Genomic DNA, 25,712 nt, shown 5'->3' with positions numbered 1-25,712 from the left:
TAGCATGATTACCCGTAATCGCAGACTCTTCATCCTTCACGCCGCCGGTCTTTGCGCAGCGCTCGCGACGGCCGGGCGCGCACTCGCCGCACCGGTACTCGTCGACGAGAACGACACCACCGCGAAGTCGCTAGGCTATCGCGCGAAGGCCAGCAGCGTCGACGCCGGCAAGTTCCCGAAGTACGCTGCGGGCCAGCGCTGCGCGAGTTGCCGCTTCTACTCGGGCGCGGCGGGCGATGCCGCAGGCGCGTGCCCGATGTTCCCCGGCAAGGCGGTGGCCGCCGATGGCTGGTGCAACGTCTACGCCCAGCGCGCCTGAGTGCGCCTGAGTGCGCCCGCTACGTGCCCTCACAGCGTCATGCCGCCATCGATCGTGAAGGTCGATCCCGTCATGTAGCCGGGCTCCTTGCGCGCAAGCCACGCAACGAGTCCGGCGATCTCGTCCGGGTCCGCCGCGCGCTTGAGCGCAATGGGCGGCTTGATTGCCTCGATGTGCCCGGCGGTCATGTCCGTGACCGTGGGGCCCGTCTGAATTTAACGACAATCGGCCGTGGACACCGGCCAACGAATCGTCCAGAATCGCCCAATTCACGACTTTCGCGGCCAGCCTCCGTTCGCACCATGAAAATCGCGGCGCTTTCCGACATTCACGGCAATCTGCCCGCTCTCGAAGCGGTGCTCGACGATATCGAGCGGCAACGGGCAGATGTCATCGTCAATCTTGGCGATATTCTTTCTGGCCCACTTTATCCATCGCAAACGGCGGACCGGTTGATGCAGCTTGGCTTGCCCACGATTCGCGGCAACCATGAAAGACAGTTGCTCGACCCGGATTGCACGCGCATGGGGCCTTCGGACCGTTTCGCGCGCGAGGCGCTTAGTGAAGCACACCTGGCGTGGGTCGGCGCATTACCTGCCACGCTATGGCTCGAAAGCGACGTGCTGCTCGTGCACGGCACACCGCAGGACGACCTCTCCTATTTCCTCGAAACCGTCACGGCAGACGGATGCCGAACCGCAACGCATGGCGAAGTCAGACGCCGCGCAGCCGAAGTCGAGGCAACGTTGATTCTGTGTGGCCATACGCACCTCGCCCGCTCGATGCAACTCGCGGACGGCCGCTTCATCGTGAACCCGGGCAGCGTGGGCCTACCCGCGTACGAGGACAGACACCCCTTCCCGCATCGCATGGAAACGGGTACGCCGCATGCCCGCTACGCGAGCGTCACGAGAGGCCCGCGCGGCTGGGAGGTGGAGTTTCGCGCCGTGGAATACGACTGGCACGCGGCCGCCGAACTCGCTGCCGCCAACGGACGACCCGACTGGGAAACGGCGCTGCGCACCGGCTATTGCTGATAGCGCCCGTGCGCAGCGCCGCGTATCGGCGTGCTACACCGTCACCACGATCTTGCCGAACTGCCCGTTGGTTTCGAGGTAGCGGTGCGCATCCACCATGTCTTCGAACGTAAAGGTACGGTCGATCACGGGCTTGAGCGCGCCGCTCTCAAGTCCCTTGAGCACGTATTCCACCGCGGCCTTGCGGCGCTCGGCGTCGCCGCTCGTGAGCCAGATGTTGTGGGCCTTCACGCTAATGACCTTCGCGATCATCTCCAGCACGGGTAGCGTCGTGGCGCGTTCATCGAGCGCGCCGTAGAGATACGCGATCCCTTGAAATGACAGCGCCGAGATGAGCTTCGCGAAGTTCGGACCACCAACCGGATCGAACGCGACGCGCGCCCCTTTTCCGCCGGTGATGCGCATAATCTCGTCAACCAGGTCCGTCTCGTCGGTCACGACCACGTGCGCCGCGCCCGCATCGAGCAATTGCTGTTTCTTGCTCGCGCTGCGTGTGAGCGCAATCGAAGTCGCGCCCGCGTAGTTGGCCATCTGGATCGCCGCGAGTCCGACACTGCTCGACGCAGCAGGCACGACAACATAGTCGCCCGCGCCCACCTTCGCGTCTTCGATCAGCGCGCCGTAGGCGGTGACATACATCATCCATACCGACGCGGCCTGCGCGAACGAAAGCGATTCAGGATGCCTGACGACCGCATAGTCCGGCACGACGATGCTTTCTCCGTACGTGTGATACTGATTCATCGAGAACGACGGGATCACATTGACCTTGTCTCCCGATGCAAAGCCTGCTACGCCTTCGCCCACGGCGTCGACCATGCCGGCCGCTTCGTACCCGAGTCCTGCCGGAAAGCGCACAGGTTCGATGTACTGATCGTTTCGCCACATCGATTCCGCGCGATTCAGACCGATGGCCTTCACCGTGATGCGAACCTCGCCAGGGCCGGGGGCGCGCACCGATTCGTCCACGAATTGCAGCACTTCCGGGCCGCCTGCTTCTGCAAACCTGATAGTCCGTGACATGATCAACTCCTGCTTCGATAGATGATGGAGCAATGAACGTCTCACAAGGCCGCTGCGGCCTGCGAGTTCGACTGATGAACGGGGCTCTTTTCGTCGCCGTGTGATCGACAATTTAGCGAGCCGCGACGCAAAGTAAAAAGACTTTCTGGGAAGGGGGGCATGCCTTGCGGGCATGGCAGGGAGGCTCGCGCGTGCCGTGGCGGCTTGCGCGGCCTGTGGATCAAGGAAGGATGAGTTCGTCGAGCCGTGAAAGAAATAGCCGCAACGTGGGCGAAGCGTTGGCGCGACTGTACCCCACCACGAGGTCGACCGTCGGCGCCTCGCCCTCCAGCGGACGGCTCACAACAGACCATGGCAGCAGGTTGTTTGCATACTCCGGCATGAGCGCCAGGCCGCGCGTGGAAGCCACGAGCGACATGGCCATGGCGAGGTTGTCCACGCGGTGCTCGGTGGCCACCTCCACGCCCTGCGCCTGCAGATAGCCCACGATCACCTCGTGCAGCACACGCGCCTTGTTGGACGCCATGACGAACGGCTCGCCCGCAATGTCCTGCGCACAGATGGCGGATTTCGCCGTGAGCGAGTGATCGCTCGGCATCAGCACGACGAGCCGCTCGCGGTTCACCACGCGGTATTCGAGGTCGTAGCCGGGCTCCGCGCGCAGAAAGCCAAGATCGAGCTTGCCGCGCGCGAGCGCGTCGGCGACGTCCGGCGAGTAGTAACTCGAGACGGTCACGTCGATATTGGGCAGCTCGTCGCGCAGCACGCTCATCGCGCGCGGCAGCCAGGTCATTTCCTGGCCTGTGAGGAAGCCCAGCGCGAACACCTTGCGCTCGGGCAGCGCCGCGCGGCGCGCAGCCTCGGCAGCAGCGTCCACCTGCGCCAGCGCGAGCCGTGCATGGTCGAGAAAGGCCTTGCCAGCGGCGGTTAGCTCCACGCCCCGCGCGCTGCGGATGAACAGCGCCACGCCGACCTGGTCCTCCAGATCGCGAATCTGCCGGCTCAGCGACGGCTGCGACGTGAATAACCGCTGCTCCGCGGCCACGGTCAGGCTGCCGGTTTCGGCCACGGCCACGAAGTACCGCAGATGCCGCAGTTCCATCGCTCTCTCCAGTCTGGCCCATGCCTCGCAGGTATGCCGGCAAGCCTACAAAGTCTTTTTCCGCCGCGCAAGCACCCTCTAGAGTTCCGCACATGGCTGCACGCACGGCGGGCATCGAGCAAGACTCGCCGCGCGCTCACAGTCTCGGCCGCCCGAAAGCCATCGCTCGCGGGTATGGCTTCAACCGTCGATCAGGAAATACGCCATGTCTCAGCTCACCGGCAAGACCGCGCTCGTTACGGGCGCCTCGCGCGGCATCGGCCGCGCCATCGCACTCTCGCTCGCCAGCGCAGGCGCGCAGGTGCTCGTGCACTACGGCTGCGCCGAGGATGCCGCCGACGCAGTCGTCGCCGAAATTCGCGCAGCGGGCGGCAAGGCCCAGAAGGTGGGCGCGAACCTGCGCGACGCCGACGGTCCGCATCAACTGGCCAAGCGCGTGCGGGCAATCGTCGGCGACCGGCTCGATATTCTCGTTGCCAACGCCGGCATCTCGAAGTCGGCGCCGCTCGAAGGCACGACTGTCGAAGAGTTCGACGACCTGTTCGCCGTGAACGTGCGCGCGCCGTACTTTCTGGTTCAGCAACTCCTGCCCACCATGTGCAAGGGCAGCAGCATCGTGCTGCTTTCTTCGCTCGCCGCGCGCGCGGCCGTTGGCGCGATTTCCGCCTACGCGGCGAGCAAGGGCGCGGTGGATACGCTCGTCGCCCACTTCGCCTCGGCGCTCGGGCCGCGCGGCATCCGCGTGAACGCCGTCGCGCCGGGCGTGGTGGCCACCGACATGTCGACCTTCACGAAAACCGAAGCGGGCCGCGCGACGGCGCTGGGTATGCAAGCGTTCAAGCGCATCGCGCAGCCGGAGGACATTGCCGAAGCCGTCACGTTCCTCGCCTCCGACGCGGCCCGCTGGATCACCGGCGACACGCTGCGCGTGGACGGCGGATCGAAGCTTTGAAACGTCGCTCGAACTTGAGCGCACCCAACAACACGAAACAATAAGGCATCCAAAATGAATGCGAACAACCTCAAACTGTTCTCACCTGCGAAAGTGGGCCCGGTGGAACTCGATCACCGCGTCGTACTGGCACCGATGACGCGCCTACGCGCCGAACCCGACCACACCCCGAGCGCGATGATGGTGGACTACTACCGCCAGCGCGCCTCGGCGGGCGGCTTGCTGATCACGGAAAGCGCGCATCCATCCTACGACAGCCGCGGCTATATCGGCGCGCCTGGCATCTATACCGATGCGCACGTCGAAGCCTGGCGGAGAATCACGCGAGCCGTGCATGCCGAAGGCGGCAGCATCTTCATGCAGATCGCCCACGACGGCCGCCAGTCGCACGTGGACCTGAGCTGGGGCAACGCGCCGGTCGCGCCTTCCGTGGTCCCGTACGAGACCACGGTGCTCACCCAGAACGGATGGGTGCCGAACTCGCCGCACCGCGCGCTTGCGCTCGCCGAAATTCCCGCGTTGGTCGAGTCGTTCCGCCGCGCCGCCGTGCGCGCGAAAGAAGCCGGGTTCGACGGCGTCGAACTGCACAACGCGAACGGCTATCTCGCCGACACCTTCCTCCAGGACGGCACCAACAAGCGCAGCGACGCCTACGGCGGCACCGTCGAAAAGCGCGCCCGCTTCTCGCTGGAGGTGGTCGATGCGTTCGCCTCCGTGTGGGGCGCTGACCGCGTAGGCGTGCGCGTGTCGCCGAGCGGCCGCTGGGGCGCGATAACGGACAGCGATCCGCAAGCCACGTTTGGCTACTTTGCCGACCGTCTCGACGCTTATGGGCTAGCCTACCTGCACGTGATCGAGCCGCGCGTCATGGGTACCGAAACGCTGGTGGAAGGAGAAGCGCCCGTGGCTTCGGCGTTCCTGCGCCAGCACTTTTCCGGCCCGATCATCGCCGCGGGCGGCTTCGACCGGGCAGGCGCCGAACAGATCCTGCAACGCGGCGACGCCGACCTCGTGGCTTTCGGCCGCTGGTTTTCCTCGAATCCCGACCTGCCTGAACGCCTTCGCCACGGCCACCCGCTCACGCCGTACCGCCGTGATGCGTTCTGGGGCGGCACCGAACGCGACTACAGCGACTTCGGGACGTACGAAGAAGCGCACACCGCAGCTGACTGAATTCGCTGAGCACTCGCAGAACCCCCGCCTTACCCGCATACATTCACTGGAGCACTACCATGAGCACCCAACCTGTCGTTTTGATTACCGGCGCGTTGAGCGGTATCGGCCGCGCCACCGCTCTCGCTTACGCGCGCGACAAGGCGAGCGTAGTCGTTGCCGGCCGCCGCGACGAGCCTGGCCGCGCACTGGCGGAGGAACTTCGCGAACTCGGTGCGCAAGCGGAATACGTCCACGCCGACGTCAGCAAGGAAGATGACGTGCGCGCGCTGGTCGAGCGCACGATCGAACGTTTCGGGCGCATCGATATTGCGGTCAACTCAGCGGGCGTGGAAGGCGAGGCGGGTCCCGTCACCGAGCAAACGCCCGAGCGCTACGCGGCCGTGTTCGATGCGAACGTGCTCGGCACGCTGCTCGCAATGAAACACGAACTGCGCGCCATGACGGCGCAGGGCGGCGGCAGCATCGTCAACGTTTCGTCGACCATGGGCTCGCGTGGCGCGCCCAATGCGGCGCTGTACGTGGCGAGCAAGCATGCGGTGGAGGGCCTCACAAAGTCGGCTGCACTCGAAGCGGCGCCGTTCGGCGTGCGCGTGAACGCCGTGGCGCCCGGCCCCGTGCAGACCGCCATGCTCGACCGCTTCATGCCCGACCCGGCGCGCAAAGCGGCCGCGCTCGCGGGCGTGCCGCTCAAGCGCGCGGGCAACCCCGAGGAGATTGCCGACGCGATCCGCTTTGTCGGCTCCGACGAGGCCAGCTTCATGACGGGCGAAATCCTGCGCGTGAACGGCGGCCGGACCGCGGCGTGATTTTCATTGCGCCGCCGCGCTCAACCTCCTCGCTATCAACGTGAACGCCCCTAAGGTGATTGCCATGTCCACGCCTCGTTTCGATGAACTTCCCCCCGCACTCAGAACCGTGCAAACCCGCCCGCTCTTCGTGATGCGGCTCGACGTCAAGCCGATAGAGATCATCGGCCAGACCGGGGGCGCGCTGCGCCGTGTCGGCATCGTGCCGTCCGGTACGTTTGCAGGCGAACGCCTTTCGGGCGTCGTGCTCGATGGCGGCAGCGACTGGCAGACCGTGCGCGGTGACGGCAGCACGACGCTCGATGTGCGGCTGCTCCTGCGCACCGACGACGGTACGAAGCTGCTGATGTCGTATCGCGGCGTGCGTCATGGCGAGCCGGAAGTCTTGCAGCGGTTGGATCGGGGGGAAGCCGTTGACCCTGCCAGCTATTACTTTCGGACCAATCCTGTTTTCGAAGCGCCCGCAGGTCAGTACGAGTGGCTCAATCGCGTCATTGCTGTTGGCACGGGGCACCGTTTTCCGGGGGGGCCGGTTTATAGCGTTTTCGAGGTGCTTTGAGTTTTGTGCTTCGCCGGGACCCCGCCTTACGGGACCGCGCCGATATGCGGCTGCAGCGCCTTGAGCCAGCACGCCACCACCACCGCCCCGCCATCGGGTGTGCCGATCGCGCGCGCGCCCAGATAGCTCGCCCGGCCCGCGCGCGGCGTCATTCGCTCGGTGCCTTTCGCGCCCGTCTCCGCGGCGCTCACCGCCTGCGCCCACGCTTCGGCCACCGGGCACGCCGAATTCAGGGCGTTTTCCAGCGCATCGGCAGCGGGCACGAGTGCATCGAGCATCGTGCGGTCGCCCGGCTTCGCGCCGCCCAGTTCGCTGATCGCCTCGGCCGCGCCGCGCATGGCGGCGGCCCAATCCAGCGCACCGGGCTGTACTGTCTCGCCAAGCGTGCGCGAAGCGCGCAGTAGCGCTGTTGCATAGAACGGCCCGGAACTGCCCGCTATTGCGCGGCGCAATGCCGTGCTGAGCGCGGCGAGCGCGCTGCCCGGCGAACCAAGCGCGCCTTGCGGCACAGCGAGCACGGCCTGCGCGGCACGATGCATGCTCGCGCCCAGATCGCCGTCGCCGGCGCGGGAATCGAGGTCCGTGAACAGCGCTTCGTTCTCGATCAATGCGTGCGCAACGGCATCGAGCGCCGGTTTGAGACGCTGCGCCCATGCTTCGCTGGCGGCATCGGCGGGCGTTGCGCCCGACTCTGCGCGCGCTTGCGCTGCTGAAAACGCAGGCTCGATACGGATCAGCCGATTCACCGCGCCGACGCCGGGCCACGCGTGTGCTTCGGTGTCGGCGTCGAGCAATGCGAGTCTGGCGTCGTCGAGTCGCAGCACGGATATCGAACAGCCCGGCATATTGAGCGCCGAGAGAAACGTGCCGGTCCATGCGCGTTCGACCACCACATCACGTCGATTCAGGCTATCGAATGCATCGCGCATGATGATCGCCAGTTCCATCTCCGGGGTAGCGCCCAGCCCGTTCACGAGCAGCGCCACGCGCTCGCCGCTTTTCAACGCCAGGTCTTCGACGATGTTGGCGAGCAGCGTCTCCGTCAATTCGCCCGCTGTCATCGGCGTCGTGCGTTCCACGCCCTTCTCGCCGTGAATGCCCATGCCGAGTTCGATCTCGTCGTCGCCCAGCAGAAAGCCGGCTTTCTCGGCGCCAGGCAGCGTGCAGCCATCGAGCGCCACGCCCATCGTGCCGAGATTGGCGGCCGCGCTGCGGGCAATCGCGGCCACGAGTTCCAGCGCGTCGCCGCGCGCGGCCGCTGCGCCCGCGATCTTGTGCACTAGCACAGTCCCCGCAATGCCGCGCCGCTGATTGCGCTCCGTATGTCCGCGCAACGACACGTCGTCCGCCACGATGACGATTTCGACCGGAATGCCCTCGGCGCGCGCCAGTTCCGCCGCCAGACCGAAATTGAGCCGGTCGCCCGTGTAGTTCTTCACGACGAGCAGCGCGCCGTTCGGGCCAGCGCTCGCGCGGATCGCGGCGAGCACGGCGTCGGTCGAGGGCGATGTGAAGACTTCGCCGCACACCGCGGCGCTCAGCATGCCTTGCCCCACGTAGCCGCCATGCGCGGGCTCGTGGCCGCTACCGCCACCCGAGATCACCGCAACCTGGCGCGCAAGCGGGCCCGGCAGCGGATTGCGAACGAGGACGTTTTCGTCGCCAAGCACGGCGACATGCGGCGCAGTGCGCGCAATGCCTTCGAGCATCTCGCGCACCACAAACAACGGGTCGTTGACGAGCTTCTTCATGTGAGTCCCTCGAAAGAGTAACAGGGGCAGAAACAGCGCACCGCGCGATCCCTTCACGCCATGGGCGTATTGAAGCACGGGCGTCAAAACGCGCTCCGGATGTGTGCCCCGCCCGTCGTAAAAAATCCCGGCATGGCCCAGGCCGCCTAGGTAAAAACACCAATCAAAGCGGCACATCGAACACCCGTTATTCAGGCAGTAGCGTCCGATCACGGACTTGCCCGTGCCGTCGCCGTCTGCATGCCTGGAACGCCATGGCCCCTCTGCCCGCCTCCCGCGCTGATGCCGGTGCCTTCACCCGTAACCTGCCCATTCCCGCCGAGCAACGCGGCGCAAGGGGCGATGTGCCGAATCGCGTTGCATAGCGATGAACGTAGCTGAACTATCCGCATCCATACCACAGGCCCCCTCCCGCGCGCCCGGCAAAGGCGTCGCCGCTGCGCTGGCCGTTGCGCTGATCGTATGCGTGGCAATTGGCGCGACGCTGAGCGCGAACCTTTCGCGTGGAACGGCCGACTCGCGGCTGCGTCAGGAACTGAACATCACGTCGGAACTCGAAGCCCTCCTCACGCTGCATATCGCGGCGAATACCGACTTCCTCAAAGGCGTGGGCACGGCGGGCTACACGTCGCGCGCATGGCCGATCAAGCGGGCCGCCGTGGTGGCCGGCATTTACGACCGGCTCGAGCACGACTTTGCCGGCGCGCCGCGCAATGCGCGCACGATCCGCCAGTTGCGCCAGTTGAGCGCCGTCTGGCCCGAGCAGCTCGACGCGGCCGCGCGCAATATCGCGCTCGCCGACGCGGGGGCAAAGCTCGAGCCCGCCCTGATGCAGCGCGCGAACGAAACGCTCAGCTCCATCATGTCGCTCCTCACCGAGCTGCGCTCCGGGCAACGCGAGCAAATCAGGGTGGTGCAGTTCGGCGCGCAGGCACAGCTCGCGCGGCAAAAAATCTCGCTGATCGGCACCGCGACAGCCGGCGCGCTGCTGCTGCTCTTCACGCTATTCACGAGCCACCGCGCTGCGCTTTCCCGCAGCGCAGCGAAAATCGTGGCGTTCGAATCCGAACGGCGGTTTCGTGAGTACTTCGAACAGCATCCGGTCGCGATGCTCATTTTCGACGTCCGCTCCTATACGATCCTCACCGCGAACGCAGCGGCCCAGCGTCAATACGGCGCGAGCCTGCAGCAGCTCAAGGGCATGTCGATCGAGCAGCTTCGTCCGCCTGCCGAAACCGAAGCGTTCCGCCGCGACCTGCACGGCTATGTCAATTCCGGCGCCCAAAGCGGCGCAGGCGGCGTGCGCCGGCATGTGCGCGTTGGCGGAGAGGTGATCCACGTCGATATCGCGTGGCACATGCTGGACTATGCGGGCCACGATGCGTGTTTCATCACGGCGCACGACGTCACAGCGCACGAGCAGGCGCGAGAGCATTTGCGCATTCGCAGCCGGGCGCTGGAGGCTTCGAGAAACGCCGTCATCATTTCGCAGAAGGCCGAGGGCGAGAGTATCGTCACCTACGCCAATGCTGCATTCGAGCGCATTACCGGCCGCGCCGTGGAGGAGGCGAAACGCGCCGAGCATTGGAGCATGCTCGATTGCGACGTATCGTCCCCCGATGCCGATACCATTCGGAGTGCCATGCAATCCGAGCGCGAAGCCGAAGGGCTGCTCAAGTGCTACAGGCCCGATGGCTCGCCCTACTGGATCGAGCTGCATGTCGCGCCCGTGCTCGACGAGCGCAATCGCCCCACCCATTGCGTGAGCGTGTTCAACGACGTTTCCGAGCGCATCCGCTATCAGGAGCAGTTGCGCCTGCAAGCCAACGAAGACTCGCTCACGCATCTGCCGAACCGGCTCGGCCTCAAGGCGCGTTTGCATGAGCTGGTCAGGACAGCGCTGCACGAGCAGCAGAAGTTTGCGCTGGTGTTCATCGACCTCGACAACTTCAAGGAGGTCAACGACTCGCTCGGCCATACCGCGGGCGACGAAGTGCTGTGCGAAGTGGCGCGCCGCCTGTCCGCCAATATTGCGCACGGCGAGATCGTCTCGCGATACGCAGGCGACGAGTTCGTCGCCGTGCTGTATGGGCGAGGCAACGCCGAGAACTTCGTCGCCGCCGCGTCGAGCATGCAGGAATCCTTGACACATGGCCTGCTCATCGGCAACAAGGTCATCGTGCCCCTGGCCTGTGTCGGCCTCGCCGTGTTCCCCGATCATTCAAGCGACCCGGACTCCCTGCTCAAGTACGCCGACTCCGCCATGTATCGCGCCAAGTCGATAGGGCCCGGCAGCATGCAGGTGTTCGACATGACCATCGCCAGGCAGAACCTGGAGCGGGCGAGCCTCGCGCAGGCGTTGCGCCTCGCCGTGGCGTCGCGCGCGTTTGCCGTTGCATGGCAGGCGAGAGTCAACCCGACGTCGGGCGAAACGATGGGTTTCGAGGCGCTCGTTCGCTGGCACGATCCGGAGCGCGGCCAGGTCGGCCCCGCGTTGTTCATCCCGCTTGCCGAAGAAAACGGCCTGATCGTGCAGATCGGCGAGTTCGTTTTCGACGAGGCGTGCCGCCAGGCCCGCGAGTGGGCGCGCCAGTACCCCGACATCGTTGTTTCGGTAAACGTATCGCCAGTCCAGTTCATGCGAGCGGACTTGCCCGCCATGATGGCGGAAACGCTCGCGCGCACAGGCGTGAGCCCGCGCAATATCGAACTGGAAATTACGGAGGGCGTGCTCATGGCGCCCCGCTCGCTCGCCACGCTGCGCGCGCTTCGCGAGATGGGGCTCTCGGTCGCGATCGACGACTTCGGTTCGGGTTATTCCAGTCTTGGGTACATTCGCAGCTTCATGCCCGATCGCCTCAAGCTCGACATGTCGTTCGTGAGAGGGATTGGCCACTCGCGCGCGGACGAGGTCATCGTGAAAGCGGTGCTCACCCTCGGCCATACGCTCGGCATGCGTGTAGTGGCCGAGGGCGTGGAGACGCCGCGGCAACTGGAATTCCTGATCGAAAACGGCTGCAACGAGGCGCAGGGCTACTTGTTTTCACGCCCGGTCGATGCCGCGAGCGCGCAGACCTACCTGGAAGCGAGCCATGCGGCCAGCGTTCACCCGCGCTAACCTGCTCAGGTGGCTCACGGGGCCGCGCGCCATTTTCCATGGCAGCCTCGCGGTCGCCTTCATCATGGCGTCGCTGTGCGCGACGGTGCTCTACGAGAGCCGCCACGACGCCCTCGAGCGCGCCCGGGAGAACTCGCGCAACGTCGCGCTCGTCGCCGAACGCGACATCGAGCGCAATTTCGAGCTTTACGCGCTTTCGCTGCAGGCCGTGGTCGACGGCATCGGCCGGCCCGACGTCATGGCGTTGCCCGCGCACCTGCGCAGCCAGCTGCTGTTCGATCACGCCATTACCGCGGAATATCTGGGCTCGATACTGGTGCTCGACGAAGCGGGCAACGTCGTCATGAATTCGGCCACCGACACGCCGTCGAAGGCCAATTTCGCCGACCGCGACTACTTCACGGTTCAGCGCGAAAATCCCTATGCTGGCCTGTACGTGAGCGCGCCATACCGTTCGCGCCTGCGCAACGGCGCGCCGAGCATTGCGCTGAGCCGAAGGCTGTCGCATCCCGACGGATCGTTCGCCGGCATCGTCATGATCGCGATAAACCTCGAGTATTTTCACCAGCTGTTCGCCGGGCTCTCGCTCGGCCCGCACGGGGCGATTTCGCTGATCGCGCAAGACGGCACCATGATCATGCGCCAGCCCTACGACCCGGCCGTGGTGGGGCGCAACATCCGCAACGCCAGTACGTTTCGCCACTTTGTGAGCGCGAAAGAAGGCAGTTTCTCGGACACGTCGTCGATCGACGGCACACGCCGCCTGTATTTTTTCCGCAATTTCCCGCGCCAGCCGCTCATCATCATGGTGGCGGAAGCCGAGCCCGATATCTACGCTGCGTGGCGGCGGCGTGCGCTGACCATCGGCACGCTCATGGGCACTTTCGCCATTGGCTTCGTCGCGCTTTCATTCGTGCTCGCCACGCAATTGCGGCGCAGAATGCTCGCCGAGTCCGAACTGCAGTTGCTCGCGCGCACGGACAGCCTCACGGGCCTGAACAATCGCCGCACGCTCGGCGAAATCCTCGAACAGGAGTGGCGGCGCGCAAAACGCGCGCGCAGCGTGTTCTCGCTGCTCTTCGTCGATATCGACCGGTTCAAGGACTATAACGACCAGTACGGTCACCAGGCCGGCGACGACGCACTCGCCGCCGTGGCACGCTGCATTGGCGAAAACATCCGCCGGCCCGCGGACACCGCCGCCCGTTACGGCGGCGAAGAGTTCATCGTCGTGTTGCCCGATACGCTGCTGGAAGGCGCCTGTGCGATCGCCGAGAAAATCCGCCATGCGATCAGCGAACTGGCCATCGAGCATGCGGGCAGCGAGTATGGTCGCGTCACGGCCAGCATTGGCTCGGCAAGCTGGTCGCCCGACCACGATGTCGATGTCACGCAGATCATCAAGGCGGCCGATCAGGCGTTGTACGACGCCAAGGCGCGCGGCCGCAATCGCGTTGCCATGTGTGGTGCCTGAGTGCCGCGTGCGCCGTGCTCAAGCCGCGCGGCTAGGGGCTGGCAACCCCGCTGGCCGCGTCCGCATGCGCTGGGCGCGGCGCATCTTGCCCTCCCCCAAGCGCGACATAGAGCGAAGCGCCGTTTTGTAGCGCCGCCGCGCGTAGCTGGATCAATTGCTGTTGGGCTGCGAACAGGCTGCGCTTCGCATCGACCACTTCCAGGTAGATGGAAATGCCGTTCTGGTAGCGCAGTTCGGCGGCTTCTGCCAGGCGCGCCTCCGAGTCCACCGCGCGCGCTTGTGCCGCGATCTGCTCCTGCAAGCGCTGGCGCGCGATCAGCGCGTCGGAGACTTCCCGGAACGCTACCTGAACGGCCTTCTGGTAGTTCGCCACGAGTTCCGTTTGACGCGCTTCGGACAGCCGCACCTGCGCGCTGCGGCGGCCCGCGTCGAAGATCGGCAGCGAGACGAATCCGGATATGAGCCACGCCTGCTTGCCGGGCACGAACAAATCGCTCAACTCCGGAGACACATAGCCGAAATTGCCCGTGAGCGAAATACGCGGAAAGTAGTCGGCGCGAGCGGCGCCGATGTCGGCGTCGGCGGCCCGCAACGACTGCTCGGCTGCGCGGATATCGGGGCGCAACGCGAGCAGCGCGGAAGGCAAGCCCGCATCGAGCGTGCCGAACTGGTCGGCGTCGGCCAGCGCATGGCGCTGCATCATGTCCACGGTGTCGGGCAGCGGGCCACCGATCAGGACCGCCAACTGATCGCGCTGCTGGCCCGTCGTTCTTTGCAGCTCGGCAAGCTGCGTCTGCGCCTGCGTGACGAGAATGCGCGCCTGCTGGTAATCCACGAGCGATGTCGCGCCCGCTTCGAGGCGCAGCCGCGCGACTTCGAGCGCATATTGACGCGTTTCGAGCGTGTGCTGCGCCAGGTCGATGCCCTCGTTGCCCGAGAGAATGGCGTAGTACGTCGCCGCCACGTTGCTGATGAGCGAAAGACGAAACGCTTCGTTGGCCTCCACCGTCGCCAGATAATTGCGGCGTGCGGACTCGCTCAGGTTCGCCACGCGCCCCCAGAAGTCGAGTTCGAACGACGTGACGGCCACCTGCACGCTGTACTGATTGAAGTGAATCGAGGTGTTGTTGTTGGGAAGCTCGGGCTCGATGGAGTTGAGCGGCGTTTTGGTGCGCGTGGCGTCGGCGCCCACGGCCACTTGCGGAAACTGCGCGGAGCGCTGCACGCGGTAAAGCGCCTGCGCCTGCTCGATGCGCGCCACCGACGCCGCCAGATCGCGGTTATGCGCGAGCGCCGTGGCAATGAGCTGTTTGAGCGCCGGGTCGCGGAAAAACGTCTCCCAGTTCAATTCCGAAGCGAGACGCTCGCCGCCGGGCGCAGCGATATCCGCACTCTCGTAGGTGCTGGCCACCGGCGATTCAGGCTGCTGGTAGCGCGGGGCGAAATTGCACGAAGCGAGCACGAGGCACGCGGCGATCGCCATCCACCTGGCAGTCTTAAACATCGCTCGCTCCTGCGGGCCGCGCGTCTTCTTCGTCATCGCCTGGCGCGCGCTTGCGGCTCAGCCATCTGCGCGCCACCACATAGAACACGGGCGTAAAGAAGATGCCGAACAGCGTGGCCGTGAGCATGCTGCCCATGATCCCGGTGCCTACCGCCTGGCGGCCCGCCGCACCCGCGCCCGTGGCGACCACGAGCGGCAGCATGCCGAGCACGAAGGTCACGCTCGTCATCAGAATCGGGCGCAGGCGCTGGCGCGCGCCGTTCACCGCGGCACTCACGGTATCGCTGCCCGCAGCCTCTTCCTTGATGGCGAATTCCACGATCAGAATGGCGTTCTTGGCCGCGAGACCGATGATCGTCACGAGGCCGATGTTGAAGTAGACATCGGCGGAAAAGCCGCGCGCCATGGTAAGGAGAACCGCGCCTAGCACGCCCAGCGGAATGATGAGCAGCACGGCAACGGGAATCGCCCAGCTCTCGTAGAGCGCGGCGAGCAGCAAGAACACCACGACGAGGGAAAGCAGCAGCAGCGCGCCGATCTGCCCGGCCGCCTGCTGTTCCTCGAAGGCCGTGCCGGTCCATTCGTAGCTCAGGCTGCCGGAAAGCACGTGGTCCGCAATACGCTCCATCTCCGCGAGCGCCGCGCCGCTGGAGCGGCCAGGCGCCGCCTGCCCCGAGATCGTGGCCGAGGGAAAACCGTTATAGCGTTCGACCTGCTGTGGCCCAGCGGTCCAGTGCACGCTCGTGAACGCCGAAAACGGCACCATCTCCCCCACGTTGTTGCGCAGGCGCAGCGCGCCGATGTCCTCGGGCCGCATGCGCTGGTCGGCGTCGGCCTGCATGAGCACGCGCAGCACGTTCCCCTCGTAGACAAAATCGTTCACGTAGTTCCCGCCGAATGCGAGCGCGAGCGCGCTGTTCACCTGGCCGATCTGCAACCCCAGCGCGCGCGCCTTCACGCGATCGATATCGACATAGAGTTGCGGCGCGGGCGGCAAGCCGTCAGGCCGCACGCCCACCAGCAAGGGGCTGCGCGCGGCCTCGGCTAGCATGCGCGCGCTCGCCTGCTGCAATGCCGCGCCGCCTACGCCGCTGCGGTCCAGGATCTTCATCGTGAAGCCGCTCGCGTTGCCAAGCGAGGGAATGGCGGGCGGGTCGAGTGCGAAGACGAGCGCTTGAGGGATATTGCGGAATGCCGCGTTCGCACGCCCAACGAGCGCTCCTGCCGAATTCGCCGCACCCGGCCGGTCCGACCAGGGCTTCAGGTCGACGAACGACATGGCTGCCGACTGCCCCTGGCCGAAGAAGCTGAATCCCGTGACCGACGCGATATTGCGTACCTGAGGCTGCTGCCTGAGAAAGGCCTCGACCTGATCGACGACCTGTTGCGTGCGCTGCGCCGTGGCGCCGGGCGCCGCCGTATACGCGACGAAAATGTGCCCCTGGTCCTCGCCCGGTATGAAGCCGCGCGGCAACTGGGTAAAGAGGAACCCGGTCGCCCCGCAGACCACGACGAATACGAAGAGCCAGCGCACCGGCTTGCGCAGCATGGCCTCCACAGCCAGCACGTAGCGCTCGGTGGCCGTTTCCATGCCGCGGTTGAATGCGTCGAAAACGCGCTGCTGGATGCGCGCTGGCCAATGCCGGGCAGCGGGTTTGCCTGTACCGTCATCGGTCTTCGTCTTGCTGCCGAGCAGCGTCGCCGACATGGCCACGCCCAGCGTCAGCGCGAGCAAGGTGGACAGGAAGATCGAGACAGTGAGCGTGACCGAGAACTGGCGATAAATCGCGCCAGTGGAGCCCGGAAAGAACGCCATGGGAACGAACACCGCTATGAGCACGAGCGTACTCGCGATGGCGGCGCCCGCAATTTGCCCGATGGCCTTCACAGTCGCACGCCGCGCGCTGAGCCCCTCGTCCTGGATCACGCGCTCGACGCTTTCCACCACCACGATCGCGTCGTCATTGAGCACGCCGATCGCCACGACCATGGCGAACAATGAAAGCAGATTAATGGAGAGTCCGAACAAATAAATGCCGACGCAAGTGCCGACGAGCGCGATCGGCACGACCAGCGTGGGAATGAGCGTCGCGCGCCACTTCTGCAGGAACAGGAACACGATGACTGTCACGAGCAGCAGCGCTTCGACCATCGTGCGCAACACGCCGCTCAACGAGGTCGTGATGAACGGTGTGGTATCGAACGGCACGACCCATGTCACGCCCTTCGGGAAAGTCGGCTGCAGCTGCGTGAGACGCTGCCGCACGGCGTTCGCCACGGCCAGCGCGTTCGCACCGCTCGCGAGCTGGATGGCGATCCCGGCCGACTCCTTGCCGTTCACGCGAAAGCGAAAGCCATAGCTGTCGTTGCCCAGCTCCACGCGCGCCACGTCGCCCACGCGCACGGTCGACCCATCCGGGTTCGAGCGCACGATGATCTCGCGAAACTGCTCGGGCGTCGAAAAGCGGCCTCGCGTAACGATCTGCGCATTGAGTTCGGCGCCCGGCGCAAGCGGTTGGTCGCCGAGGCTCCCGCCCGCGGTCTGGCTGTTCTGCTCCTGGATGGCCGTCATCACTTCGTTGGCCGAAAGACCGAAGCTGCTCAGTTTTTCCGGATCGATCCATATCCGCATGGCATAGGAGGAACCGAACAGCTGCGCGTCGCCCACGCCGGGAATGCGGCGCAATTCGTTGACGATGTTATTGGCGGCGAAGTTGCCCAGTTCGACCGCCGGTATCGACGCATCGGCGGATTGCAGCGCAATGAGCATCAGAAAGCCCGACGACGCCTTCGTGACGGTCACCCCTACCTGCCTCACCTCCAGCGGCAAGCGCGGCTCCACGCGGCTCAAGCGGTCCTGGACCTGCGAGAGCGCGACGTCGAGATTCGTGCCGGGCCTGAGCGTGACGGTGATCTGCGCCGTGCCGTTCGAGCGGCTTTGCGACGACATGTAGAGGAAGTTCTCGACGCCGTTCATTTCGTCTTCGATGATCGACGTGACCGTGCGGTCCAGCGTTTGCGCGTCCGCGCCGCTGTATGCCGCCGATATCGTGAGCGAGGGGGGCGCGACGTCGGGGTACTGCTCGACGGGCAGCAGCATGAGCGCGAGGCCGCCAAAGAGCGCAATGAAGAGCGCAACCACCCACGCGAAGACCGGCCGGTAGACGAAGAATCGGTTCATGGCGCGCGCCGCTCAGGAGTGGCTCGGAGCGGCGAAGGGATGGGCGTCCACGCGCTGCCCCGGCTGCACCCTCTGCCAGCCGTCGACGATCACACGCTCGCCGGGCTCGAGCCCATCCTTCACGACCCATTGCCCCGCTTCCTGCGGCCCGAGAACGACATTGCGCCGCACGACGGTGCCATCGTCGGCCACGAGCGAGAGGCTCGCCCCGTTGTTGTCGAACTGCACGGCGCGCGCGGGGACAATCAGGCCGTTCGGTATCGTGCCGATCACGATGTGCCCGCGCACGAACTGCCCCGGCAACAAAATGCGCGACGCATTGTTGAAGCGCGCGCGCAGCACCTGCGTGCCGGTGGACGGATCGACGACGAGATCGGTAAAGTCGAGCACGCCCGGCTCGCTATAGTCGACGCCGTTCGCAAGCGTCAGCCGCACTTGCGCGCGGTCTGCGGCCGGCGCGGCGAGCGAGCCCGACGCGATCTGTTTGCGTACTTCCAGCAACGAGATATTCGACTGCGTGAACACGGCGTTCACGGGCGAGAGCTGATTGACCTGCGTGAGCAAGGTCGCGCCAGCCGCACTGACGAGCGCGCCTTCGGTCACGAGCGCGCGGCCGACACGGCCCGCAATGGGCGCGCGAACCGTGCATCGATCGAGGCGAAGCTGCGCGAGCGTCACGGCGGCGCGTGCGTCCGCAACATTCGCGTCGGCCTGCTGCAGTGCGGCCGTCGCGGCCTCGAATTCCTGGGCGCTCACCACCTGGCGCGCCACCAGCGGCTTGAAGCGCGCCACTTCCGAAGCCGCATTGCCCTGCACGGCCCGGGCCCGGTTGAGCGCCGCCTGGGCCTGCTGCAATGCAGCCTGGTAGTCGCGCGAATCGATGAGAAAGAGCGGCGCGCCAGCGCGCACGTCGGTGCCTTCCTCGAACAGACGCCGCTCGACTATGCCGTCTACGCGCGCCCGCACCTCCGCCGAGCGGATCGCTTCGATGCGCCCCGGCAATTCGATCACGCGAGGAATGGATTGCGCCGCAACCGTTTCGACCAGCACGCTCGGCGGCGGCGCTGCGCCGCCCTGGGCTTGGCGGTCGCGACATCCGAAGGCCGCCAGCAACAACGTTGCCGCAACGACGATCAACAACGGTCGACAGCGTCTGGGTTCGCAGTTTGACACGCGAGGCTCCACCGAAAAATAGAGTCGGTACACGCGCGCCCGAACGGCTCGTTGCGCATGTTTTCGAACGGCTCACTGCGATGTTCTCTCAAACTGCGATTTGCGGCCCCCGATGTGTGCAGTCCGCAAGCGCGGACGCGTGGGAAAAGCACACCGCATTTCGATCGTTATCTAACAGATAACGCTTTCATGCATTCACAGGATTTACGCAAAACGGCCACAAAATCAACCATTCGCAAAGTTCTTGAAGTCGGAATTCCGTTTACTACTATGGATAGACGCTTCACACCCTTATTCACACCGCTGGATTTCTCCGTATTCCAGCCATTGCCCATACGCTTTTAAGGGCACGTTCGTACAGTCGGACATCACGGCTTTCAGGTTGTTCTATAACCGAATAAGCCATACGTCATGGCGACGTCAATCATCTTCTTGCCTCAGGAGATCGAATCATGAAAAGCCAACTCGTCCTCTCAGTCATCGCTGCGCTCGTCGTCGGTGTCTCCTCGTCAGCAATTGCACAAGGCTCCGGCGGCGATCAAAGCCAGGGGACAGGCCGCCAGCAGGTCATGCCGACCATGCCACATCGCGACTGGCACGAGGGCGATCAGGTCCCCTCGAAATACCGGCATTACAACTATCAGATGAAGGACTGGAAATCGCATAACCTGGACGCACCGAAGCGCGGGCAGCAGTGGCTCGGCGTGAACGGCGACTACGTGCTGGTGTCGAGAAGCAACTGGAAGATCGCGAAGATCGTTCCGGGTACTGAATAAGCGGGATCACACAACGGGCTACGTGTGCGTAGCCCGCGCGATTGCTGCCTGATTCATGCCGGGGCGGTTGCCGTGCCGGCCGCCCCGCTTAATCGACGAGCCGCGAGCGAAGGCGCTTGTACTCGTCGTCTGAAATCGACCCTGTCGTTCTGAGCTTGTCCAGCTTCTCGATTTCGTCTGCGACACTGTAGCCCACAATGTGGCGCAGTTCTTCGCGTGCCTTCTGCGCCCGCTCCTGGTTGCGATGCGCCATGTCCCTGCCTTGCGTGAGCACATAGGCGAATATGCCGATATACGGCAAAACAATCAGAAATATCACCCAGACGATCTTCATGAATCCCGATATATCGGTTCGGCGAAACAGGTCGCTCGTGATCGTGATGAACAACCAGAACCACAGAATGAACATGAATATCGAAAACGCATCGATAATGAAGTTCGAAAACGTAAAGCCATTTGCGAAGATCATGAATCGCCTCCGTCGGTTTTGCGTGTGGAAAACGGTAACTGTGCGCTGACACGAACATCGAAGGCTACACTGAGCGCGCGAAACGTGATGCACGGACGTGACGCGGCAGCCAGCTTCGCTTTCATCAGGTCAGACCAGGCTGCGCCTGCGCTCCCGGCCGGCTAACGGCACCACACCCATGGAAATGAGATCCAGCCCGAGGAACAGTCCAAGCAAGGGCAACGGCACGCTCGGGAAATTGGCGGCCAGAAATATGGCGAGCAGGAAAGACAGCGCCGCGCTGACAATGCCGATATTGTTGAGCTTCACGTCTTGCCCGACCGACGCAATGATCTTGAAGAAGCCGTCGAGCACGAAGAAGATCATCAGCATCACGGTAAGACCGCGCGCCCGCGCGCTGTCGTTGACCAGAATGAGAATGCCGATGAGAACGGGCACGATGACTGGCGGAATGCGCCTGATGGCGAGCTTCCAGTCTTTCGTCGTGAAGAGATTCAAGGCATGCACGAAGCCGCAGAACAGCAGCATCCTTGCGATGAAAAGCGTTCCGATCATTGACCTTGTCGTGAGCGACAAGACGATGCAGATAATTCCCGCCGCGACGAGAAGGGTTGAACTGGCAATTGGAAAAATAGCACGCTTTGGCATATTCGAATGTAACTGCGTCAATACGGTTACATAGCTCGGCATTCTGACTTGCGCGTATTCTTGCCGAATTATAGGCTTAAGCGAAATTAAGCGTTCTACGATCAGCCGTGGAAGTATAGTGCTTGAGTCCGCAAATACAAGGGCGCGATTGCACTGTGAACCTCGAACGCAGCCACACCTTCTCGTTCAGCCCCGACGGCCAGCAGTTCCTGCTCGACGGCGAGCCCTTCCAGATTCGCAGCGGCGAGATGCATCCCGCGCGCATTCCACGCGAGTACTGGCTGCATCGTATCCGCATGGCCAAAGCGATGGGCATGAACTGCATCGCGTTGTACATCATGTGGAATTACCACGAGCCGCGCAAAGGCGTGTTCGACTTCGAGAGCGGCAACCGCGATATCGAAGCGTTCATCCGTCTGTGTCAGGAAGAAGCGCTCTGGGTGCTGTTGCGGCCAGGGCCGTATGTTTGCGCCGAGTGGGACCTGGGAGGCCTGCCCTCTTATCTGCTGAGCGACCCGGACATTCAACTGCGCACCGACTCGGCCACCGACGCGCGTTACATGGCGGCGGTTGCGCGCTACATCGGCGAGCTGGTTCCGCGTATCAAGCCGTTGATGCTCGAAGCAGGCGGGCCGATCCTCATGATCCAGATCGAGAATGAGTTCGGATCGTACGCCAGCAATCCCGCTTATCTGGAAGAACTCAGTCAGCTTTGGCTACGAGGCGGCATAACAGGGCCGTTCTATACCGAAGACGGCCTTGCGCAACTCGAACGCAATCGCAGCACCGTGAAAGGCGGTGCGATTGCGTTGAGCAACGGCAACGCGCAGCAAATCGCAACGGTGCGCCGCGCCTTTCCCGCGGTGCCCGCGATGGCGGGCGAGGTCTACCCCGGCTGGCTCACGCATTGGGGCGAGCCGGTATTCGCTGGGCTCGATTACGACCTTTCCGCCGTCTTGACGGAATTCATGCGCTCGCAATTGTCGTTCAACCTCTATGTCATTCATGGCGGCACGAGCTTTGCCTTTTCTGCCGGCGCGAACGTGGACGAGTCAGGCAACTATCAACCCGACATCACGAGCTACGACTATGGCGCGCCGATCAATGAACAAGGAGCGGCCACGGCGAAATACGTGAAGTACCGCGACATCATTGCGAGCTACCTGAGCGAGCCTTTGCCGGACATTCCCGATGCCATCGCCACACTATCGGGCCTCGCGCTCGCGCCAACCCTCTACGCTTCGGTCTGGGACAATCTGCCGTTGCCCCTCACACGCGAGTCAAGCGCCGATCCGCATTCCTTCGAACACTACGGCCTGACATCGGGCTTCATGCTGTATCGCAGAACGTTGCCCGCGCAACCCGCCAGCGCGCTGGATATCAGCGGCGTTCATGACTATGCGGCGGTTTTCGTCGGCGAGCATTACGTGGGTGGCGTCTCGCGCGCACAGATTCCGCACGGCTATGCACAAGCGTTGCGCGTGACGCATCGCGCGCCGCTCGCGCTGCCCGCCACCTCGACTGCCGCGCCGAGTGCGCTGGAAATCCTCGTAGAGGGCATGGGGCGCGTCAATTTCGGGCCTGCGATAGTCGACCGCAAAGGCCTGCTGGAACCCGTGAAGCTGCAATACGCCGACGGGTCCATCTCGTCGCTCAAGGACTGGGAAGCCTTTTTGCTGCCGATGGATGAAGCGTTCATCGCCGGGTTGAAGGAGCGCTGCACGAATCCGCTGAAACCCGGGCTCTTTTTCAAGGCGCGTCTGGACTTGAATGAGGTCGGCGACACATGGCTCGATATGAGCCATTGGACCAAAGGCGTGGTGTGGGTCAACGGGCACAATCTCGGGCGCTACTGGAGTATCGGCCCGCAACAGCGCTTGTATTGCCCCGCTCCGTGGCTCGCGCAGGGCGGGAACGACGTGCTGATCTTCGACCTGCACCAGACCGAGGCGAAGCCGGTGCACCTGGTCAATTCGTTGTACTAGCAACCATATGCCGGCAGCAGTTCCAGCGTGAGCACTTCGAATGGGGCGAGCGATATTTCAAGCGGTGCGTCGGCGTCCAGTATCGCTGGAATGCTGGCCACATTCGCACGCCAGACACTGCGCGCGTGAAACCGCCCCGCTGCCGCTATCGGCAGTTCCAGTTGATGCCGCAGCGTCAGTACAAAGCGCTGCGCCTCGTCGTGCGGATTGCGCAGCGTCACAATCGCCTTATGCGGCGCCCACGCCGCCCAGCCGTAGATGGCCGCTTCGTCGGGCGCGCCGCCAATCCAATGACTGTCGCGCAAGACGTCGCCGTTCGCTCGCGCCCATCGGGCAGCTTGCGCGAGTGCGTTCCAGTCGTCTTCGCCCAGCAGCGAAGGCGTGACGTATAGCTCCTGCAATTGTGTTCCGCTTGCGAAGAACGACCAGACTTCGTGAGCGAATGCGCCCCCTTCCGGCGTATTCAGACGCGGATTGCACTGTGCAAGGACGATACCGTGCAGCATGAGCGAATTGAGCGGAAAGAACGGGCTGCGCTGCACGACGTTGTGATAAGTCTGCGCATCGCGGTAGGTAATCCAGCGTTCGCGGTTCGTGCCGCTGCCCGCTTGACCGTCGTCGTTGCCACCGCGCCAGATTGCATCGACGTGGCGCAGCCAGAACGGCGATGCATGCGTGCCGGTCGAGAGATTGATAAAGGTTTCGGGTTTGGCCGCGCGAATGTCGCCGATGAGCTGGATCGCCGCGTCCCAGTCACTATCGAAAAGGCTGCCAGGAAACACACTGTCTGCGTTGCCCGTCCCGTCGAACTTGAACTGGTTCACGCCGTCTCTCGCAAGCAGGTTCATCACGACTTCGTGAAAACGCGCGTAGTACCGCGGCCCCGATAACGCAAAGCCGTTGTCGATGACTTCATAACCAGCAGCACGGCCCCGCATGACCCGCTGCTCCTTTGGCGCGCAATATCCCCCCCAGGGAGACAGCCATACGCCCGGCGCGGCGCCAAATCGTGCTGCGGCGTCGCGCAGCGGCACGAAGCCCTGTGGAAATGCGCGGCTGAAATGCCAGCCGCCGCCAAGGTCGTCCCAGCCATCGTCGAAAAGAAACGAGTCGATCTGTACGCCGCGTACGCCATGCAATTCGCGGCCGATCGTTTCGATACGCTCCAGCGCCTGCTCCTGCGTATAAGGTGTGAGGTACCCGATATCCCACCAGCTGTTGTAGTGCAGAAACGGGCGATAGGGGCGGGCGCGCTCCTGTTCGAGGTATGCGGCGAAATCGCGACGTAATTGACCTTCGCGAGCCACGCCGGCCACTGCGGAGTAAGTCAGCGTCCGGTGCTTTTCGAGCGGCAGCGCGCGTTGCAGCGTAAAGCTCACGCTTGCCCCTTCCACGTGGCTGGTTGCAAGCGGCAGCTCGAAGCCCAGATAAAAGCTGCCCGCCACGACCGGCGTGCCCTTGCGTTCGCTGCCAGCCTGCGCGCCCGCAGCCCGAGTCTGCAGCAGCGAAACCACGGCGATGGCTTCGTCCTGGCGCCGTGCGGTCAGGTCCAGCGTCATACGCAAATATCGCGCGCCGTCACGCTGCTCCACGCTCCATTGCGCACGCACGCGTCCTTGGGCGTCTTCCAGCGCAACGCTTACGCGGCGGCCCGCCAGGCGCTCGGCCAATCGCGAGGCTCGAGGGTAGGCGGCGAGCGCCTGTTCCCGTACCGGCGCAACGACGCGCATGTCGCTCGGGCCGAGAGTGGCGCCGTCCGCGAGGGTCAACGCAAAGGGCGCGACGATCGGCAACGCGTGTTCCCCTGCGCAATCGACGAGTGAGAAGCGGGTGAGGTGTTCATCCGCGAGTGCCCAGTGCAATGCGATGACATCGTTCCCGAACGAACAGGCGTCGCCCTGCTTCCGGAATTCGGGCATGCAGGCTTGCGTAGAGGGTCGATCGTCGGCACGCATCGGGCAACCTGTCGTGGGCGCAAACAGTTCTCATAGGGTAATGGCAACCGGCACGCGCATTCAACCCGCACCGCGCACATGCGTGTAATGACCCTAAAGCGGCATACCCAAACGAATGCCGACTCCGCGCCCCAAAATATTCTTATGAGAACCTTAAGGGAGCGCGCTTTCCCGTTGCTTTACCACCGGTTACACGATTGACAATTCCGCGCATTCCTTCCGTAAGCTCAGCGACTAGAATCCGCTTCCATTGCAACCGCGTCCGTTCAATGGAATAGAGATCATCATGAATCGCCTGACGTTTTATCTACTCGCAGGGCTCGCAGGGACGTGTGTCAGCAGCGCGGCATCCGCCCATGCCGATATCGGTGTCTATCTCGGCGTTCCCGGTCCGGTTTATGCCGCGCCCGAGCCGGTGTACGAGGCGCCGCCGCCCGTCGTTTATGCAGCGCCCCCCGCAACGGTCTACGAAGCGGCCCCGGCTTACGGCTACTACCGCTACGACCACGACGAGGACGAGCGCCACTGGCATGACCATGGGCGCCATCGCGGCTGGGGACATCATCACGGCGACGACGACGATTGACCGGCAAGCGCTTCCCAGATAGTTGCGCGCGCAACCTGATGCGCGCGCCTGCCCCCGTACTCGCGCCACTCGCGCGATAGCAGTTCTCGCTGGCTAGCCGCTTCTAGTTGTCTAGCCA

The 25,712-nt window shown here is 64.3% G+C and carries 21 protein-coding genes; 11 read left to right on the top strand and 10 right to left on the bottom strand.

The features are described from left to right. Window positions 1-4: 4 nt before the first annotated feature. Window positions 5-319, top strand: coding sequence for a high-potential iron-sulfur protein (locus U5A65_RS04735; RefSeq protein ID WP_321945616.1), 315 nt, complete (start codon window positions 5-7; stop codon window positions 317-319). 29 nt (window positions 320-348) lie between these two features. Here U5A65_RS04735 and U5A65_RS04730 read toward each other — a convergent pair whose 3' ends face one another. After that, entirely contained in the window at window positions 349-534 is a 186-nt protein-coding gene (locus U5A65_RS04730) for an SDR family oxidoreductase (protein ID WP_415764301.1), read from the bottom strand. An 87-nt stretch (window positions 535-621) separates the two neighbouring features. Here U5A65_RS04730 and U5A65_RS04725 point away from each other — a divergent pair, with 87 nt between their 5' ends. Then, window positions 622-1,356, top strand: a complete 735-nt coding sequence (locus U5A65_RS04725; protein ID WP_321911949.1) for a metallophosphoesterase family protein — start codon at window positions 622-624, stop codon at window positions 1,354-1,356. A gap of 33 nt (window positions 1,357-1,389) precedes the next feature. Here U5A65_RS04725 and U5A65_RS04720 read toward each other — a convergent pair whose 3' ends face one another. Together U5A65_RS04720 and U5A65_RS04715 are read right to left on the bottom strand one after the other, a co-directional pair. Next, window positions 1,390-2,379 carry a zinc-dependent alcohol dehydrogenase family protein gene (locus tag U5A65_RS04720; protein ID WP_321945615.1) on the bottom strand — a complete coding sequence of 330 codons (990 nt, stop codon included), beginning with the start codon at window positions 2,377-2,379 and terminating at the stop codon, window positions 1,390-1,392. Between the two features lie 220 nt (window positions 2,380-2,599). Further along, window positions 2,600-3,481, bottom strand: a complete 882-nt coding sequence (locus tag U5A65_RS04715; protein WP_321945614.1) for a LysR family transcriptional regulator — start codon at window positions 3,479-3,481, stop codon at window positions 2,600-2,602. Between the two features lie 205 nt (window positions 3,482-3,686). Between U5A65_RS04715 and U5A65_RS04710 the strand changes: the two genes are divergently transcribed. The 4 genes from U5A65_RS04710 to U5A65_RS04695 all read left to right on the top strand — a co-directional run bounded on the left by U5A65_RS04710 (window position 3,687) and on the right by U5A65_RS04695 (window position 6,974). Further along, window positions 3,687-4,433, top strand: coding sequence for a glucose 1-dehydrogenase (locus U5A65_RS04710; protein WP_321945613.1), 747 nt, complete (start codon window positions 3,687-3,689; stop codon window positions 4,431-4,433). Between the two features lie 54 nt (window positions 4,434-4,487). Continuing rightward, complete coding sequence (locus tag U5A65_RS04705) at window positions 4,488-5,606, top strand: alkene reductase (protein ID WP_321911956.1); 1,119 nt, start codon at window positions 4,488-4,490, stop codon at window positions 5,604-5,606. Between the two features lie 59 nt (window positions 5,607-5,665). Further along, entirely contained in the window at window positions 5,666-6,415 is a 750-nt protein-coding gene (locus U5A65_RS04700; protein ID WP_321945612.1) for a glucose 1-dehydrogenase, read from the top strand. 64 nt (window positions 6,416-6,479) lie between these two features. Continuing rightward, window positions 6,480-6,974, top strand: coding sequence for a DUF3237 domain-containing protein (locus U5A65_RS04695; protein ID WP_321911960.1), 495 nt, complete (start codon window positions 6,480-6,482; stop codon window positions 6,972-6,974). Between the two features lie 26 nt (window positions 6,975-7,000). Here U5A65_RS04695 and U5A65_RS04690 read toward each other — a convergent pair whose 3' ends face one another. Beyond that, the gene (locus U5A65_RS04690) at window positions 7,001-8,725 is read right to left on the bottom strand and encodes a dihydroxyacetone kinase family protein (RefSeq protein ID WP_321945611.1); all 1,725 of its coding nucleotides are present in this window, start codon (window positions 8,723-8,725) and stop codon (window positions 7,001-7,003) included. 367 nt (window positions 8,726-9,092) lie between these two features. Here U5A65_RS04690 and U5A65_RS04685 point away from each other — a divergent pair, with 367 nt between their 5' ends. Further along, a complete protein-coding gene (locus U5A65_RS04685; RefSeq protein ID WP_321945610.1) occupies window positions 9,093-11,843 on the top strand; it encodes a putative bifunctional diguanylate cyclase/phosphodiesterase in 2,751 nt (916 codons plus the stop codon). After that, window positions 11,818-13,317: a diguanylate cyclase gene (locus U5A65_RS04680; RefSeq protein WP_321945609.1), complete on the top strand. Its 1,500-nt coding sequence runs from the start codon at window positions 11,818-11,820 to the stop codon at window positions 13,315-13,317. Before U5A65_RS04685 ends, U5A65_RS04680 begins: the two co-directional genes overlap by 26 nt. Window positions 13,318-13,348: 31 nt before the next feature. Here U5A65_RS04680 and U5A65_RS04675 read toward each other — a convergent pair whose 3' ends face one another. From U5A65_RS04675 to U5A65_RS04665, 3 genes are read right to left on the bottom strand one after another with little or no spacing between them, the layout of a single operon-like run. Next, window positions 13,349-14,821, bottom strand: a complete 1,473-nt coding sequence (locus U5A65_RS04675; RefSeq protein ID WP_321945608.1) for an efflux transporter outer membrane subunit — start codon at window positions 14,819-14,821, stop codon at window positions 13,349-13,351. Continuing rightward, window positions 14,814-18,002: a multidrug efflux RND transporter permease subunit gene (locus tag U5A65_RS04670; protein ID WP_321945607.1), complete on the bottom strand. Its 3,189-nt coding sequence runs from the start codon at window positions 18,000-18,002 to the stop codon at window positions 14,814-14,816. The genes U5A65_RS04675 and U5A65_RS04670 overlap by 8 nt, the downstream gene beginning before the upstream one ends. A 12-nt stretch (window positions 18,003-18,014) precedes the next feature. After that, window positions 18,015-19,142, bottom strand: a complete 1,128-nt coding sequence (locus U5A65_RS04665) for an efflux RND transporter periplasmic adaptor subunit (RefSeq protein ID WP_321945606.1) — start codon at window positions 19,140-19,142, stop codon at window positions 18,015-18,017. Window positions 19,143-19,627: 485 nt separating this feature from the next. Here U5A65_RS04665 and U5A65_RS04660 point away from each other — a divergent pair, with 485 nt between their 5' ends. Then, entirely contained in the window at window positions 19,628-19,951 is a 324-nt protein-coding gene (locus U5A65_RS04660; protein WP_321911974.1) for an RcnB family protein, read from the top strand. Window positions 19,952-20,039: 88 nt separating this feature from the next. Here the strand turns inward: U5A65_RS04660 and U5A65_RS04655 are convergent, their stop codons facing one another. Next, window positions 20,040-20,420 (bottom strand): PLDc N-terminal domain-containing protein, encoded by a 381-nt coding sequence (locus tag U5A65_RS04655; protein ID WP_158762316.1) that lies wholly within the window; start codon window positions 20,418-20,420, stop codon window positions 20,040-20,042. Window positions 20,421-20,549: 129 nt separating this feature from the next. Beyond that, entirely contained in the window at window positions 20,550-21,110 is a 561-nt protein-coding gene (locus U5A65_RS04650) for a DUF308 domain-containing protein (RefSeq protein WP_321945605.1), read from the bottom strand. A gap of 113 nt (window positions 21,111-21,223) precedes the next feature. Here U5A65_RS04650 and U5A65_RS04645 point away from each other — a divergent pair, with 113 nt between their 5' ends. Continuing rightward, on the top strand, window positions 21,224-23,053 hold the full coding sequence (locus U5A65_RS04645) for a beta-galactosidase (RefSeq protein ID WP_321945604.1): 1,830 nt from the start codon (window positions 21,224-21,226) through the stop codon (window positions 23,051-23,053). Here the strand turns inward: U5A65_RS04645 and U5A65_RS04640 are convergent. Then, window positions 23,050-24,972: an enterotoxin gene (locus U5A65_RS04640; RefSeq protein WP_321945603.1), complete on the bottom strand. Its 1,923-nt coding sequence runs from the start codon at window positions 24,970-24,972 to the stop codon at window positions 23,050-23,052. The genes U5A65_RS04645 and U5A65_RS04640 overlap by 4 nt on opposite strands. Before the next feature lie 322 nt (window positions 24,973-25,294). Between U5A65_RS04640 and U5A65_RS04635 the strand changes: the two genes are divergently transcribed. Continuing rightward, a complete protein-coding gene (locus U5A65_RS04635; RefSeq protein WP_321911983.1) occupies window positions 25,295-25,594 on the top strand; it encodes a hypothetical protein in 300 nt (99 codons plus the stop codon). The last annotated feature ends 118 nt before the right edge of the window (window positions 25,595-25,712 follow it).

Source organism: Paraburkholderia sp. J10-1 (assembly GCF_905220165.1).
In the GTDB taxonomy this organism is placed as follows: Bacteria; Pseudomonadota; Gammaproteobacteria; order Burkholderiales; family Burkholderiaceae; genus Paraburkholderia.
Note: the sequence above shows the minus strand (reverse complement) of the source record. Positions and strands in the feature narration are given on the sequence as shown.

Coding starts and splice junctions, on each gene's coding strand:
- U5A65_RS04735 (WP_321945616.1), top strand. CDS start 5: ATGATTACCCGTAATCGCAGACTCTTCATCCTTCACGCCGCCGGTCTT.
- U5A65_RS04725 (WP_321911949.1), top strand. CDS start 622: ATGAAAATCGCGGCGCTTTCCGACATTCACGGCAATCTGCCCGCTCTC.
- U5A65_RS04720 (WP_321945615.1), bottom strand. CDS start 2,379: ATGTCACGGACTATCAGGTTTGCAGAAGCAGGCGGCCCGGAAGTGCTG.
- U5A65_RS04715 (WP_321945614.1), bottom strand. CDS start 3,481: ATGGAACTGCGGCATCTGCGGTACTTCGTGGCCGTGGCCGAAACCGGC.
- U5A65_RS04710 (WP_321945613.1), top strand. CDS start 3,687: ATGTCTCAGCTCACCGGCAAGACCGCGCTCGTTACGGGCGCCTCGCGC.
- U5A65_RS04705 (WP_321911956.1), top strand. CDS start 4,488: ATGAATGCGAACAACCTCAAACTGTTCTCACCTGCGAAAGTGGGCCCG.
- U5A65_RS04700 (WP_321945612.1), top strand. CDS start 5,666: ATGAGCACCCAACCTGTCGTTTTGATTACCGGCGCGTTGAGCGGTATC.
- U5A65_RS04695 (WP_321911960.1), top strand. CDS start 6,480: ATGTCCACGCCTCGTTTCGATGAACTTCCCCCCGCACTCAGAACCGTG.
- U5A65_RS04690 (WP_321945611.1), bottom strand. CDS start 8,725: ATGAAGAAGCTCGTCAACGACCCGTTGTTTGTGGTGCGCGAGATGCTC.
- U5A65_RS04685 (WP_321945610.1), top strand. CDS start 9,093: ATGAACGTAGCTGAACTATCCGCATCCATACCACAGGCCCCCTCCCGC.
- U5A65_RS04680 (WP_321945609.1), top strand. CDS start 11,818: ATGCGGCCAGCGTTCACCCGCGCTAACCTGCTCAGGTGGCTCACGGGG.
- U5A65_RS04675 (WP_321945608.1), bottom strand. CDS start 14,821: ATGTTTAAGACTGCCAGGTGGATGGCGATCGCCGCGTGCCTCGTGCTC.
- U5A65_RS04670 (WP_321945607.1), bottom strand. CDS start 18,002: ATGAACCGATTCTTCGTCTACCGGCCGGTCTTCGCGTGGGTGGTTGCG.
- U5A65_RS04660 (WP_321911974.1), top strand. CDS start 19,628: ATGAAAAGCCAACTCGTCCTCTCAGTCATCGCTGCGCTCGTCGTCGGT.
- U5A65_RS04655 (WP_158762316.1), bottom strand. CDS start 20,420: ATGATCTTCGCAAATGGCTTTACGTTTTCGAACTTCATTATCGATGCG.
- U5A65_RS04650 (WP_321945605.1), bottom strand. CDS start 21,110: ATGCCGAGCTATGTAACCGTATTGACGCAGTTACATTCGAATATGCCA.
- U5A65_RS04640 (WP_321945603.1), bottom strand. CDS start 24,972: ATGCCCGAATTCCGGAAGCAGGGCGACGCCTGTTCGTTCGGGAACGAT.
- U5A65_RS04635 (WP_321911983.1), top strand. CDS start 25,295: ATGAATCGCCTGACGTTTTATCTACTCGCAGGGCTCGCAGGGACGTGT.